Source organism: Streptomyces cucumeris, assembly GCF_024295805.1.
Taxonomy (GTDB): domain Bacteria; phylum Actinomycetota; class Actinomycetes; order Streptomycetales; family Streptomycetaceae; genus Streptomyces; species Streptomyces cucumeris.
Map to the genome: position 1 here is coordinate 408,714 of NZ_JANCLX010000005.1, position 13,264 is coordinate 421,977.

At 70.5% G+C, this 13,264-nt stretch carries 14 protein-coding genes and 1 tRNA gene; 9 read left to right on the forward strand and 6 right to left on the reverse strand.

Features of this window, described 5'->3' with window-relative positions:
• Positions 1–181: 181 nt before the first annotated feature.
• Positions 182–925: a maleate cis-trans isomerase family protein gene (locus tag NMK44_RS10655; protein WP_478771729.1), complete on the reverse strand. Its 744-nt coding sequence runs from the start codon at positions 923–925 to the stop codon at positions 182–184.
• A 222-nt stretch (positions 926–1,147) separates the two neighbouring features.
• Positions 1,148–2,092 (reverse strand): maleate cis-trans isomerase family protein, encoded by a 945-nt coding sequence (locus NMK44_RS10660; protein ID WP_254740793.1) that lies wholly within the window; start codon positions 2,090–2,092, stop codon positions 1,148–1,150.
• Positions 2,093–2,294: 202 nt separating this feature from the next.
• Between NMK44_RS10660 and NMK44_RS10665 the strand changes: the two genes are divergently transcribed.
• Together NMK44_RS10665 and NMK44_RS10670 are read left to right on the forward strand one after the other, a co-directional pair.
• Positions 2,295–3,242: a D-2-hydroxyacid dehydrogenase gene (locus NMK44_RS10665; protein WP_254740795.1), complete on the forward strand. Its 948-nt coding sequence runs from the start codon at positions 2,295–2,297 to the stop codon at positions 3,240–3,242.
• Positions 3,243–3,268: 26 nt separating this feature from the next.
• Positions 3,269–4,693 (forward strand): amidase, encoded by a 1,425-nt coding sequence (locus NMK44_RS10670; protein WP_254740797.1) that lies wholly within the window; start codon positions 3,269–3,271, stop codon positions 4,691–4,693.
• A gap of 109 nt (positions 4,694–4,802) precedes the next feature.
• Here the strand turns inward: NMK44_RS10670 and NMK44_RS10675 are convergent, their stop codons facing one another.
• Entirely contained in the window at positions 4,803–5,312 is a 510-nt protein-coding gene (locus tag NMK44_RS10675; protein WP_254740799.1) for a DUF3830 family protein, read from the reverse strand.
• A gap of 119 nt (positions 5,313–5,431) precedes the next feature.
• Between NMK44_RS10675 and ehuB the strand changes: the two genes are divergently transcribed.
• The 6 genes from ehuB to NMK44_RS10705 all read left to right on the forward strand — a co-directional run bounded on the left by ehuB (position 5,432) and on the right by NMK44_RS10705 (position 9,699).
• On the forward strand, positions 5,432–6,346 hold the full coding sequence (gene ehuB, locus NMK44_RS10680; protein WP_254740800.1) for an ectoine/hydroxyectoine ABC transporter substrate-binding protein EhuB: 915 nt from the start codon (positions 5,432–5,434) through the stop codon (positions 6,344–6,346).
• Positions 6,343–7,089, forward strand: coding sequence for an ectoine/hydroxyectoine ABC transporter permease subunit EhuC (ehuC, locus tag NMK44_RS10685; protein WP_254740802.1), 747 nt, complete (start codon positions 6,343–6,345; stop codon positions 7,087–7,089). The genes ehuB and ehuC overlap by 4 nt, the downstream gene beginning before the upstream one ends.
• A complete protein-coding gene (ehuD, locus tag NMK44_RS10690; RefSeq protein ID WP_254740804.1) occupies positions 7,086–7,736 on the forward strand; it encodes an ectoine/hydroxyectoine ABC transporter permease subunit EhuD in 651 nt (216 codons plus the stop codon). Before ehuC ends, ehuD begins: the two co-directional genes overlap by 4 nt.
• A gap of 22 nt (positions 7,737–7,758) precedes the next feature.
• Positions 7,759–8,529, forward strand: coding sequence for an ectoine/hydroxyectoine ABC transporter ATP-binding protein EhuA (gene ehuA, locus NMK44_RS10695; protein ID WP_254740863.1), 771 nt, complete (start codon positions 7,759–7,761; stop codon positions 8,527–8,529).
• A 259-nt stretch (positions 8,530–8,788) separates the two neighbouring features.
• The gene (locus NMK44_RS10700; protein WP_254740806.1) at positions 8,789–9,550 is read left to right on the forward strand and encodes an IclR family transcriptional regulator; all 762 of its coding nucleotides are present in this window, start codon (positions 8,789–8,791) and stop codon (positions 9,548–9,550) included.
• Positions 9,551–9,625: 75 nt separating this feature from the next.
• Positions 9,626–9,699 (forward strand) — tRNA-Lys (locus tag NMK44_RS10705).
• A gap of 103 nt (positions 9,700–9,802) precedes the next feature.
• Here the strand turns inward: NMK44_RS10705 and NMK44_RS10710 are convergent.
• Together NMK44_RS10710 and NMK44_RS10715 are read right to left on the reverse strand one after the other, a co-directional pair.
• Positions 9,803–10,012, reverse strand: a complete 210-nt coding sequence (locus NMK44_RS10710) for a DUF2277 domain-containing protein (protein ID WP_254740808.1) — start codon at positions 10,010–10,012, stop codon at positions 9,803–9,805.
• Between the two features lie 47 nt (positions 10,013–10,059).
• Positions 10,060–10,857, reverse strand: coding sequence for a 4'-phosphopantetheinyl transferase family protein (locus NMK44_RS10715; RefSeq protein ID WP_254740810.1), 798 nt, complete (start codon positions 10,855–10,857; stop codon positions 10,060–10,062).
• A gap of 272 nt (positions 10,858–11,129) precedes the next feature.
• On the opposite strand from NMK44_RS10715, the gene NMK44_RS10720 reads away from it, so the two are divergent.
• Entirely contained in the window at positions 11,130–12,044 is a 915-nt protein-coding gene (locus tag NMK44_RS10720) for an alpha/beta hydrolase (protein ID WP_254740812.1), read from the forward strand.
• 57 nt (positions 12,045–12,101) lie between these two features.
• Here NMK44_RS10720 and NMK44_RS10725 read toward each other — a convergent pair.
• The coding region (locus NMK44_RS10725; RefSeq protein WP_254740814.1) for an ATP-binding protein at positions 12,102–13,264 on the reverse strand (1,163 nt) is incomplete at its 5' end.

The window sequence follows — 13,264 nt, forward strand, 5'->3', positions numbered from 1 at the left end:
GGGCCCCGGAGCGGCGCCCCGGGGGCCCCCCCCCGGGGGGGTTGTGGGGGCGGGGGGGGGGGGGGGGCCCCCCCCCCCCCCCGCGACCCGAACAACCGGAGAAGGACTCCGATTTATTCCCGGTGCGCCACGCCCGGTCGATGCCCGGTCAGTGCCGGGTCAGCGCTCCGTCAGCGCACGGTCATCGGCCCGCCTTGGCGAACAGGGTGCCCAGCCGGTCATGGACCGGTTCCCGGCCCAGCAGCCGCAGCCCCTCCCAGACCGTGACCTGGTTGGCCGTGAGCACCGGCTTGCCCAACTCCTCCTCCAGATCGGGCAACCAGGCCGCGGTGTGCAGCGCGGTGTCCGGCAGCAGCACCGCCTGCGCCTCCGGATGGTCCCCGGTGCGGGCCAGGTGCAGCACCTCCTCCCGGCCCCAGGTGCCGACCTCCGCGGCGGTGATGATGCCGCTGCCCCGGGTGGAGACCACTTCCGCGCCCGCGGCCTTCAGGAAGGCGCGGAAATGCTCGGCCACGTCCTCCGGATAGGTGGCGGCGATGGCCACCCGCTCGGCCCCGAGCGCCTGCACCGCGTGGGCGAAGGCGAACGAGGTGCTGGAGGCGGGCAGCCCGGCCGTCTCCCCCAGCTCACGCACCTGGTCATGCGCGCCCTCCCAGCCGAAGACGAAGCTGGCGCTGGTGCAGGCCCAGACCACGGCCTGGGCGCCGCGCTCCTTCAGCTCGCCGACCCCGTCCGCGAGCCGCCGGGCCGATCCCATCTCCAGCAGCGCGTCCACCCGATGGGCGTCCTCCCCGATGTCCGTGTGGACCAGCGGGAGCCGGATGCCGTCGCCGAGGATGCCCTCCAGCCGCGGATAGTCGTCCTCGGCGGAATAGCCGGGGTAGAGAAAGCCCACCGAGTCCGGGGTCGGGCGCGTCGTGTCCACTGCCACTGGCACTGCCTCCTCATCCGGCGGCCCCCATGAGTGCCGCCCCGTGCTCTGACACTTCTTGTACACCGCGGACGCCCGCCGGGTTCCCTCACCCGGCGGTGCCGTCCGGCTCGTGGATCGTCGGATCGGTCATCGGAACGGTCCGGACACCGACCGAGGGGCCATCGGAGTGACCACCCCGCCCCGCGCCCGGTCCCTGCGGCACGCGTCGGTTCCTCACACCGACGGGCCGCCCGTGTCGTCGAGGTAGGGACCCTCGCCGAGCCCGGAAGCGAATCCGGGGTCCAGCCCGTCCCCGGGGTCCAGGTCCGGCCCCGGTGAGGCCGCGCCCGCCAGCGCCGCCTCGGGCCCCGGTTCGACCTCGGCCACCTGCTCGGCGACCGGCGCGCTCTGCGAGAACGCGGACATCCCCGCCGGACCGGACCGGGCGACCGGGTCCAGCAGCGCCTGGTACGGCCCGACGGCCTGGGCGCCGATCCTGCGCAGTGCCGCCCACATCGTGACCTGGTTGGCGGACAGCACCGGCATCCGCAGCTCCGCCTCGAGCTGCGGGATCACGTCATAGGTGGGCAGATTGGTGCAGCTGATGAACAGCGCGTCGGGGGACCCGACCACCGCCTCCCGCGCCATGTCGACCACATCGCGGTAGGGCACCTTCCAGATGTGCCGGGTGAGTCCCAGGTAGGCGCGTCCGGTGACGGTGATACCGCCCTCGCCGAGGTAGTCCCCCAGCGAGTCGGTCACCGACCGGGTGTACGGCGTCACCACCGCCACCCGCCGGGCGCCGATCTCGTGGAGCGCCTCCAGCAAGGCGCCCGAGGTGGTCAGCGAGGGCAGCTCCCCCGCATGGGTCATGGCCGCGCACATCGCGCGCTCGCCGGCGACGCCGCCGACGAAGCTGCCGGAGGTGCAGGCGTAGGCCACCACCTCCGGTGCGACCGCGCTCAGCGCCCGCACCGCTTCGTGCAAGGTCTCGTGTTCACTGACGAGACGTGCCAGGTCGAGGCTGACCTCGACCGGCACGAAGGGGGTCCGGGTGAGGTGCAGGGAGACCTCATCGGGCACCCAGCGCCACAGCTCCCGGTCGAGAGCGAAGTCGAACGGTGCTACGACGCCCACGCCGAGCTGCGGCTGTGGGCCACCGAGGAAAGAGACGTCCATATCGAGCCCCAAATCAGAACGGAGGGCTGGACCATTGGCCAGAGATACAGAAGAAGCCGGCCTGATGCCGGGACGCCGGAACAGATGCCGTTGTTGACGACGGTAGTTTCCGCTGCCTAGCGTGGTCAATCCTGCAAACTGAGGCGTCTGCCCAGTGCTGGTAAAGCCAAACCCATCCACGTTTCGAAACGGTTTCCCGCCTATGTCCGAATGCACTGTTGTCGTCTTCGGCGACCAGCCGCCGGTCCGGCTGGACCGGCTGGCCGGCCGGGCCCGGGTCGTGGTCTGCGACGAGGAGTCCCTGCCCGGAGCCCTCCCCTCGGCGGATGTGCTCCTCGTGTGGAACTTCACCTCCGACGCGGTCCGCGACGCCTGGCCCGGCGAGGGGCCCCGGCCGCGCTGGGTGCACACCGCGAGCGCGGGCGTCGACCGCCTGCTCTCCCCCGAGCTGACCGCCTCCGACACCGTCCTGACCAACGCCCGGGGCGTCTTCGAGCAGCCCATCGCCGAGTACGTCGCGGGCCTGGTCATCGCCATGGCCAAGGATTTCCAGGGGAGTTGGGAGCTCCAGCGGCAGCGCCGCTGGCGGCACCGCGAGACCATGCGGCTGGCGGGCAGCCGCGCGGTGGTCGTGGGCGCGGGCCCCATCGGCCGGGCCATCGGCTCCACCCTGGAAGCGCTCGGGGTCGTCGTGGACCTGGTCGGCCGCACCGCCCGGGACGGGGTGCGCGGCGGTGACGAGCTGCCGGGGCTGCTCCCCGGGGCCGACTGGGTGGTGTGCGCGGCGCCGCTCACCGAGTCCACCCGCGGGATGTTCGACCGGACCGCCTTCGCCCGGATGAAGTCCACCGCCCGGTTCATCAATGTCGGCCGCGGCCCCCTGGTGATCGAGAAGGATCTCTCGGCGGCCCTGGTCTCCCGGCAGATCGCGGGCGCCGCGCTGGACGTCTTCGAGAACGAGCCGCTGGCCGCCGACGACCCGCTGTGGGACGTGCCGGGGCTGTTCGTCTCACCGCATATGAGCGGCGACACGGTCGGCTGGCGCGATCACCTGGCCGAGCAGTTCCAGGACAACTTCGACCGCTGGGCCGCGGCTGAGCCGCTGCTCAACGTCGTCGACAAGCGGCTCGGATACGTACCGGTGGACTGAACGCACGACCTGGAACGGAGAGTTGGATGACCGATATCCACGATCTGACAGCGATTCAACTCCTGGAGCGGTACGCCTCCGGCGAGCTGTCCCCCGTCGAGGCCACCCGGGCCGCCCTCCAGCGGATCGAGCAGATCCAGCCCGAGGTCAACGCGTTCTGCCGGCTCGACGCCGAGGAGGCGCTGCGGCAGGCGGAGGAGTCCGCCGAGCGGTGGCGGCGCGGCACCCCCGTGGGGCTGCTGGACGGGGTGCCGGTGTCGGTGAAGGACATCCTGCTCCAGCGCGGCGCGCCCACGCTGCGCGGTTCGCGGACCGTGCGCGCGGAGGGCCGGGAGTGGGACGAGGACGCGCCGTCGGTGGCCCGGCTGCGGGAACACGGCGCGGTGTTCGTGGGCAAGACGACCACCCCGGAATTCGGCTGGAAGGGCGTCACGGACAGTCCGGTGCACGGGGTGACCGGCAATCCGTACGACCCGGGGCTCACCGCGGGCGGCTCCAGCGGCGGCAGCGCCGCGGCGGTGGCGCTGGGCGCGGGTCCGCTCAGCCTGGGGACGGACGGCGGCGGCTCGGTCCGCATCCCGGCGTCCTTCTGCGGTGTCTTCGCGCTCAAACCCACCTACGGAAGGGTTCCGCTCTATCCGGCGAGCGCCTTCGGCACGCTGGCCCATGTGGGTCCGATGACCCGGGACGCGGCCGACGCCGCGCTCCTGATGGATGTCATCTCCGGTGCGGACTGGCGCGACTGGTCCCAGCTCGCGCCCGTTCCGGAGGGCGGTGCGGGCTTCCGTGACGCCCTCACCGCGGGCGGCGGCGGGGTGGACGGTCTCCGGGTGGCCTACAGCCCCGCGCTCGGCGGTACGGCGGCGGTGGACCCGGAGGTGGCCGCGGCGGTCCGGCGGGCGGTGGACCTGCTGGAGCGGCTGGGCGCGGTGGTCGAGGAGATCGACCCGGGGTTCGAGGATCCGGTGGAGGCGTTCCACACGCTGTGGTTCAGCGGGGCGGCCCGGGTGGTGCAGCCGCTGTCGCAGGACCAGCGGGAGCTGCTGGACCCGGGGCTCCGCGAGGTCTGCGACCAGGGCGCGGCGTACAGCGCGCTGGACTACCTGGCGGCGGTGGACGTGCGGATGGCCCTCGGCCACGCCATGGGCCGCTTCCACTCCGCGTACGACCTGCTGGTCACCCCGACCATGCCGATCACCGCCTTCGAGGCCGGGGTGGAGGTACCGCCGGGCTCGGAGCACACCCGCTGGACCGGGTGGACACCGTTCACCTACCCGTTCAACCTCACCCAGCAGCCCGCGGCGTCGATGCCGTGCGGACTCTCCTCGGCGGGGCTGCCGATCGGGGTGCAGCTGGTGGGCGCGCGCCATGCGGACGCGCTGGTGCTGCGGGCCGCGCACACGCTGTACGGGGCGGGGCTGGCGGACGGCGTACGGCCGCCCGCCGCCTGAGACGCCCACCGCCCGGGACCGGGCCGTCCGCCGCGGCCGCCACCGCGGCGGGCGGCCGGTGGCCAGGGGCGCGACGCCGGACGGACCGAGTGGTCCGTCCGGCGCTTCGTCATGCCCGGCGGAAGCTGAGGGTCTCCCCCAGCGCACCGGCCCGCCACAGGTCCTGACAGGCGTCGGCCATCCGGTCCAGACCGTCCACGATGGTGCCCCACACGATGCCGGGCACCCACCCCGCGTCACCGTTGATCAGCAGGTTGTTCCGCTCGTAGAACAGCGCCAGGTCGATGACCTGGTTGCGGCCCTGGTGCTTGGCGTCCGACTCATAGCCGTAGGACTTCGTTCCGAGCTGGGTGTCCGTGAAGGTGAAGTAACACAGATCGCCCGGGATGGGGGTGATCGTCGGATTCTCGAGCGGGGGCTCTTCCGGCGCGAACGGCGGCAGCAACGTGTAGATCTCGTTCCGCGCGTACTTGGCGTGGTACACATCACCTCCGAGGGGCAGGGCGTTCCAGACCGCCTCACAGGTGATCGGCGCACGATCGTCAAGGAGTTTCGCCGTGCAGGCCACCCCGCGCTTGTCGAGCGAGACCTCGATGAACCGGTCAGCTCGGTCAACCATGGACATTCCTCCAGGCCAGTTCGGAGCCAATGCTGTCGTAGGGACATACCCAGCATCGGCTACATCAAGGGCTGGAAACAGCCCGCATACATTTCGCCGAGTCGGGTAGTCGCGCGCCCATGGCTCCACCACGTGGGAAAGACATCGAAAGCAGAGAAAAAGGGCTCGCCCGCCGGTCACTCCTGACCGGCGCCGCGGCCCTGGGTCTGCTGGGCGCGGCCGGCTGTAGCCGGGTGTCCAGCTCTGGTGGCAAGGACGGGGGCAATCTGCTGGAGCGGCTGCGGTCGCAAGGCACGGTGCGGCTGGGAATCGCGGGGGAGATCCCATTCGGCTATATCGACAAAAACGGCGATTTCACCGGTGAGGCGCCGGAGCTCGCGAAGGTCATCTTCAAACGGCTGGGCGTGGACAGGGTCCAGCCGGTGCCGACCGAGTTCGGATCGCTGATCCCGGGTCTGCGATCGCAGCAGTTCGACGTGGTCTCGGCGGGGATGTACATCAATCCGGAGCGCTGCGCTCAGGTGATCTTCTCCGATCCCGACTACCGCATGCGGGACGCGTTCATCGTACGCAAGGGGAATCCGAAGAATCTCCATAATTACGACGACATCGCGAAATCCAAGGCCACGATGGCGACCGGTACCGCTTATGCCCAGATCGGCTACGCGGAAGCCGCCGGAGTGAAGAAGGACGACATCATGACCCTTCCCGACCAGCTTGCCGGTCTGCTGGCCGTCGAGCAGGGCCGGGCCGATGTCTTCGCGGGCACGACCGTGACCGTCCACAACGTGGTGAAGCAGCGGAACAGCCAGCGAGCGGAGGCGACCGAGCCGTTCCAGGCGTACGTGGACGGCAAACCGGACATCGGGGCGGGCGGCTTCGCCTTCCGGCCCGAGGAGACTGCGCTGCGCGACGCCTTCAACAAAGAGTTGCACAAGATAAAGAAGAGCGGCGAGCTGCTCAGGATCGTGCGGCCGTTCGGCTTCACCAAGGAAGAGATGACCGACCTGACCGCAGAGGAGCTGTGCAAATGACAGCCGGACTGTGGGAAAACTGGCTCCTCCCGGGCGTCTGGATCACGATCCAGCTGACCCTGTACAGCGCCGCCTTCGCCACCGTGGTGGCCTTCGGCATAGGCCTGGTGCGGAACTCGCCGCTGTGGATCGTCCGCTTCCTGTCGGGCTTCTACGTGGAGATCTTCCGCGGCACCTCGGCGCTGGTGCTGATGTTCTGGCTGGCGTTCGTGATGCCGCTGGCCTTCCAGTGGCAGCTCTTCCCGATGTGGGCGGCCGTTCTGGCCCTGGGCCTCACCTACGGCGCCTACGGCTCGGAGATCGTCCGCGGTGCCGTCGCGTCCGTCGCCCCGGCCCAGCAGGAGGCGGCCATCGCGCTCAGCTTCAGCCCGGCGCAGCGGATGCGCCGGGTGATCCTGCCGCAGGCGATCCCCGAGATGATCCCGCCCTTCAACAACCTGCTCATCGAGCTGCTGAAGGGCACGGCCCTGGTCTCGGCGGTGATGGTCCCGGACATCACCTTCTCCGCCCAGCTCTCGCGTCTTGCGACGGGTGAGAGTGCCGAGATCTACTCGCTCATCCTGGTCATGTACTTCGTCCTGGCCTTCGTCCTCACCCGGCTGATGCGGCTGCTGGAGCGGCGCGCGAAGGCGGGCATCGGACAGTTCCCGGAGAAGCGCGGCCCGCTGGTGACGCGGAAGCTCTCGCCCAGCAAGGAGAGCGCACAGTCGTCGAACCTGATCACTGGAGGTGGAGTCCAGTGAACTGGAACTGGGACGTAGCCAAGGACTTCCTTCCGGACCTGCTCGACGGTCTGGTGATCACGCTGGAGGCCACCGCCCTCGGCTCGGTGCTGGCGTTCGCGCTGGGCCTGGTCTGGGCGATGGCCTTCCGCTCCCCCAGCCGCTTTGTGCGCTGGCCGGTCTCGGCGGTCGTGGAGTTCATCCGCAACACCCCGCTGCTGGTGCAGCTCTTCTTCTTCTTCTATGTACTGCCCACCTGGGACATCAAGTTCTCGGCGCTGACCACGGGTGTGATCGCGCTGGGGCTGCACTACTCGACGTACACCGCCGAGGTCTACCGGGCCGGTATCGACGGCGTACCCGTGGGCCAGTGGGAGGCGGCCACCGCGCTCAGCCTCTCCCGCGGCCGCACCTGGCTGGCGGTGATCCTGCCGCAGGCGATCCGCCGCGTGGTGCCCGCCCTGGGCAACTACGTGATCGCGATGCTGAAGGACTCCCCGATGCTCGCACTGATCGGCGTCGTCGACATGTTGCAGACGGCGCGGGCCGAGGGCTCCTCGTCCTTCAACTACATCGAGCCGTTCACCATGGTCGGCATCGCCTTCATCGTCATCGCCTACCCGGCATCCCTTCTCATGCGAGCCCTGGAGCGTCGTCTTGGCCACTGAAACCGACCACACGAATCCTGCCGTGGACGGCAGTGAACTGATCCGCTTCGACCAGGTGACCAAGCGCTTCGGCGACAACGTCGTCCTGGACAACCTGGACTTCTCGGTCTCCTCGGGCAAGCACGTCACCCTGATCGGCCCGTCCGGCTCCGGCAAGACCACGATCCTGCGGCTGCTGATGACGCTGCTCAAGCCCGACGAGGGCACGATCAAGGTCGACGGGGACTACCTCACCCACGAGGACAAGGGCGGCAAGCTGGTCCCCGCGGGCGAGAAGCACACCCGTGAGGTCCGCAAGAAGATCGGCATGGTCTTCCAGCAGTTCAACCTCTTCCCCAACATGCGGGTGCTGCGCAACATCACCGAGGCCCCGGTGCACGTCCTGGGGCTGGACAAGGACGAGGCCGAGGTCCGCGCGCGGGAGCTGCTCGACCTGGTCGGCCTCGGCGACAAGTGCGACGCGTACCCGACGCAGCTCTCCGGCGGACAGCAGCAGCGGGTGGCGATCGCACGGGCGCTGGCCATGCGTCCGCAGGTGATGCTGCTGGACGAGGTGACCTCGGCGCTGGACCCGGAGCTGGTGGCCGGGGTGCTCGACGTGCTGCGCGACATCGCGCACACCACCGACATCACCATGCTGTGCGTGACCCACGAGATGAACTTCGCCCGGGACATCTCGGACGACGTCCTGATGTTCGACTCGGGCCGGGTCATAGAATCCGGTCCGCCGGAGAAGATCTTCACGGAACCGGAGCACGAGCGGACCCGTGAGTTCCTGAGCGCGGTCCTCTGACACCGCACCGGGGGCCGGTCCCACCCGGCCCCCGGCCCTGAGCGCCACCATGCCCCCGCCGCGATCGGCGGGGGCATGCTCATGGCATATGCCGCGGAGATGACCTCGCGCCGGCCCCGCACCGGCCCCGCACCGGCCCCGCACCGATCGTGGCGGACCCACCGCCGAAAATGCCCAACGCACCCCCCGCGTCCCGCCCTTGGCGGCTATCGTGGTACGCAAGCGGTCACAACCTGCGAGGCCTGCGAGGGGGGACACCGTGGCGCTCAAGCCCGAGCCGACCGCGCCATTCCACTCGGTGCAGCACGCCCTGCGCATCCTGGAGGTCATCGCCAGGCACTCCGGCGGCGTGGACGACACCGTCATCGCGCGCGAGACCCGGCTGCCCGGCCACCAGCTCGGCGAACTGCTGCGGATGCTGCGCCGCGAGGGCTATGTGGAGCAGATCGGCGACGGGGCGTACATCGGCGGCGAATCCCTGACCCTGCTCGGCTCCGCCGCGACCGACCGCGTCCAGGCCGTGGAGGACAAGCTCCAGCGCTCACTGGCCGCGCTGCGCGACTCGGTGGGCGCCGCCGTCTACCTCAGCCGCTATGTCGACGGGGAAGTCAAGATCACGCAGTACGCCGACGGCCCGCGGATGCCGAGGGTCAACGAGTGGGTGGACTTCCGGTCCGCGGCCCACGCCATGGCGGTCGGCAAGTGTCTGCTCACCCAGCTCGACCACGATGGCCGCCGGGACCACCTCGCCCGCCACAAGACGGTCCGGCTCACCTCCCGGACGACGACCAACGAGAAGGTGCTGTTCCGCAAGCTGGACAGCCAGCCCGCCACCGTGCCCGTGCTCGACCTCCAGGAGTACGCGGTGGGCACCGTCTGCGCGGCCGTGCCGATCACCGCGGGCCGCTCCGTCGGCTGTCTGGCCCTCTCGCTCCCGCTGGAGCACGCCCACCGGCTGCGCCAGGCCGCCTACGCCCTGAACAGGGAGGCGGCCCCGATGCTGCTCTCCCTGACCATCTGAGCCCGGCCACGCCCCACCCGTCGGCGGTGGTCCGGAGCACCCCCCGCGACCGGGTAGTATTTACGTCGTCAGCAGGCGCCGCTAGCTCAGTTGGTTAGAGCAGCTGACTCTTAATCAGCGGGTCCGGGGTTCGAGTCCCTGGCGGCGCACCGATGATCAGGTAGCTGACCTGGGGCGTTCTCGGTTTTCCGAGAACGCCCTGACTTTTTTCCGATGCATTGCAGTGCATTCCGGTGCATTCCGGTGAAGCCCTCATCCACCCCGCACCTCCAGCGAGCCCAGCAGCTCCCCGGTGGCGGTGGTGACCGCCTCGACCGCGCGGTCGAACGCCTCCGCGTTGTGCGCGGCGGGCTGCCGGAAGCCGGAGATCTTGCGCACGTACTGGAGCGCCGCCGCGCGCATGTCCTCCTCGGTGACGGTCTCGGCATAGGGCGGGCGGAGTGTCTTGATGGATCTGCACATACTCCCGACGGTACGCCGCCGCACCGACAACGCTCCCCCGTCCGTCCTCAGCCCAGCGGCAGCGCGCCCACGGTGACCACCGGGGCCTCATGGCCGCGCACCGCGACCGCCGCGTGATAGCCGGGGGGCGCGTCCACATCGGCCAGCGTCCAGCCGTCCGGCCCTGCCGGTGCGTCCGCGGGGGCCAGCCCCTCGGCGAGACCAACATGATGGGTGCGCAGGCCCCCGGGCAGTCCGGTGCCGATGCCCTTGAGGTACGCCTCCTTCCGCACCCAGCAGCCGAGGAACGCCTCCTCCCGCAGCTCCTCGGGCAGTGCCTCGATCGCCGCCCGCTCCCCGGGGTGAAGCTGCCCGACCAGCCCGGTCAGCCGGGTGCCCGCCCGCCGGGGTTCACGCTCCTCGATATCGGCGCCGACGGTCACCCCGGCCACCGCGCAGAGCGCGGCGTCCCCGGCGTGGGACAGGGAGAAGCACAGGGTGGGGTCCCCGGCCAGGGCGGGACGTCCGTGGGGCTTGTCGCAGTCCGGCATCCCGCAGAGGTCCCGGGTGAACTCCACCGCCGCCGGATCGGCCCCCAGATAGCCTCCGAGCAGAGTCCGCAGCCCCACATGCGAGGCGACATAACGCTCCCGCAGGGTGGTGTGGCGGAAGCGCGCGGCGCGGTCGCGCTCGCGCTCGTCCAGCATTCCCGCGGCCGCCTCGGCCGCCGCCACGGCGGGCGGTATGCGCAGCAGCCAGACGGCCACCTCACCCGGGCCCGGCCGGTCCTCGGGGCGGGGCAGGGCGCGGGCCGGACCCCAGGACCCGGGTTTCCCGGTGGGCTCGGCCGGGCTGGTGAACGGCACTGTTCGGTCTCCTCCGCACAACTCGTCGCCTTCCGGCGTCCCGTCGGGACGACGGTACCGGTGCGGACCCGGCTCACCCGTACGGCGGCACGGCAGGAAGCTGCCGTCGCCACCCGTCCCGGCCGGTCCAACGCCCCTGCCGGGGGCGGGCGTTACGGCACCGGGACAGCCGGTGAGTTAGGACACGTTCACCTCTCGGACCCCCGGTCACGGGGGCCGCGCCACTACGATCGCGCACGTCCGTGCACAACCGGTGATGGGGGTTTTGCGATATGGCGACGGGATTCCTGACGAAGGTGGTGTCCACGGCCACCCTCCCGGTGGCGCCGCTGTACGGCGCCTTCCTCTCGTACTTCATCTACCACCCGCCCCGTAAACGCCATCACAAGACCCCGGCCGACCTGGGCATCGACAGTACGGACATCACGGTGCCGCTGGACGGCTTCAAGGGGCGCGGACTGCATGTCTGGCTCTGCCCGGCCGATCCGCAGCGGGTGGTGGTGCTCGGCCACGGACTGGGGCTGAGCAAGTCCGCGAGCCTGGCCCAGGCGAAGCTGCTGCATCAGGCGGGGTACACGGTCGCCCTCTTCGACCACCGCAACCACGGCAGGAGCGTGGCCGACCGGGCCTGCTGGGGTATGAGCGACCGTCATACGGATGACGTGGTGGCCGTGGTCCGGCACCTGCGCTCCCTGGACGAGTACGCCGCCGCGCGGATCGCCGTCTACGGCTTCTCGATCTCCGCCTTCCCCTCCTTCTACATGCTGCGCCGAGGGGAGGACTGTCCGGTGGACGCGCTGGTCTGCGACAGCGGTCCGGCACTCGAACTGGCCCCGCTGTTCCGCAACTTCGTCGCCTCCGGCGGACTGCCGGTCCCGGGACCGCTGCGGTCCGGACCCTCCCGCACGGTGCTGGAGGCGGTCGCCTCCTCGGCGGCGGTGGCGATGCTGCGGGTGCAGTGGCCCCCGGCGGCGGAGGGCGCCTACGAGCGGACGCCGATGCTCTTCCTGGCCGGTGAGCGCGATGCGATGATCCCCGCCGCCGGGGTGCACGCGCTGGGCGAGCGCTATCCGCTGGCCGAGGTGCACACCCTGCCGGACACCCCGCACATCCAGGGCATCAAGACCCAGCCGGACCTGTACGCCGACACCGTCCTGGGCTTCCTGGACCGCACCCTCAAGGACTGAGGCCGGACAGCGGTCCTCCCCGCACCATCGGCGAGGGGAGGACCGGCCGGGCGGGTGTCAGTCCTTGATCTCGCAGATGACCGCGCCCGAGCTGACCGAGGCGCCGGCGTCCGCGTTCAGGTTCTTGATGATCCCGGCCCGGTGGGCGTTGAGGGGCTGTTCCATCTTCATGGCCTCCAGGACGACCACGAGGTCGCCCTCGGCCACCGTGTCGCCCTCGGCGACGGCGATCTTGACGATGGTGCCCTGCATCGGGGAGGCCAGCGCGTCGCCCGAGGCGGCGGAGCCGGACTTCTTCGACGCCTTGCGCTTGGGCTTCTTCGCCCCGCCCTCCGCAGGGGCGACCGCCAGTCCGAGAACGGCCGGGAGGGAGATCTCCAGCCGCTTGCTCCCGACCTCGACGACGACGGTTTCGCGGGCGCCGGTGTCCTCGGCCTCGTCCGCGCCGGTCGGGGTGAAGGGGGCGATGGTGTTCTGGAACTCGGTCTCGATCCAGCGGGTGTGGACCGTGAACGGATCGCTGGTGAACGCCGGGTCGGTCACCGCGGCCTGGTGGAAGGGGATGGCGGTGGCCATGCCCTCGACCTGGAACTCCGCCAGCGCACGGGCCGCCCGCTGGAGCGCCTGGGTACGGGTGGCACCGGTGACGATCAGCTTGGCCAGCAGCGAGTCCCACGCCGGACCGATCACACTGCCCGACTCCACGCCCGCATCCAGCCGGACACCGGGTCCGGTCGGCGGGTTGAAGAGGGTGACGGTGCCGGGGGCGGGCAGGAAGTTGCGGCCCGGGTCCTCGCCGTTGATGCGGAACTCGAAGGAGTGGCCGCGGACCGCGGGGTCGTCGTAGCCGATGGCCTCGCCGTCGGCGATCCGGAACATCTCGCGGACCAGGTCGATCCCGGTGACCTCTTCGGTGACCGGGTGTTCGACCTGGAGGCGGGTGTTGACCTCCAGGAAGGAGATGGTGCCGTCGTTGCCGACGAGGAACTCCACCGTGCCGGCGCCGACGTATCCGGCTTCCTTGAGGATGGCCTTGGAGGCGGCGTAGAGCTCGGCGTTCTGCTCCTCGCTCAGGAAGGGGGCGGGGGCTTCTTCGACGAGTTTCTGGTGGCGGCGCTGGAGGGAGCAGTCGCGGGTGGAGACGACCACGACATTGCCGTGGGTGTCGGCCAGGCACTGGGTCTCCACATGGCGGGGCTTGTCGAGGTAGCGCTCGACGA

Bases quoted from the DNA above. Each gene is read 5' to 3' on its own strand.
- NMK44_RS10720 (WP_254740812.1), top strand. From the start codon at position 11,130: ATGGCGACGGGATTCCTGACGAAGGTGGTGTCCACGGCCACCCTCCCG.
- NMK44_RS10675 (WP_254740799.1), bottom strand. From the start codon at position 5,312: ATGGTTGACCGAGCTGACCGGTTCATCGAGGTCTCGCTCGACAAGCGC.
- NMK44_RS10670 (WP_254740797.1), top strand. From the start codon at position 3,269: ATGACCGATATCCACGATCTGACAGCGATTCAACTCCTGGAGCGGTAC.
- ehuC (WP_254740802.1), top strand. From the start codon at position 6,343: ATGACAGCCGGACTGTGGGAAAACTGGCTCCTCCCGGGCGTCTGGATC.
- ehuB (WP_254740800.1), top strand. From the start codon at position 5,432: ATGGCTCCACCACGTGGGAAAGACATCGAAAGCAGAGAAAAAGGGCTC.
- NMK44_RS10660 (WP_254740793.1), bottom strand. From the start codon at position 2,092: ATGGACGTCTCTTTCCTCGGTGGCCCACAGCCGCAGCTCGGCGTGGGC.
- NMK44_RS10710 (WP_254740808.1), bottom strand. From the start codon at position 10,012: ATGTGCAGATCCATCAAGACACTCCGCCCGCCCTATGCCGAGACCGTC.
- NMK44_RS10665 (WP_254740795.1), top strand. From the start codon at position 2,295: ATGTCCGAATGCACTGTTGTCGTCTTCGGCGACCAGCCGCCGGTCCGG.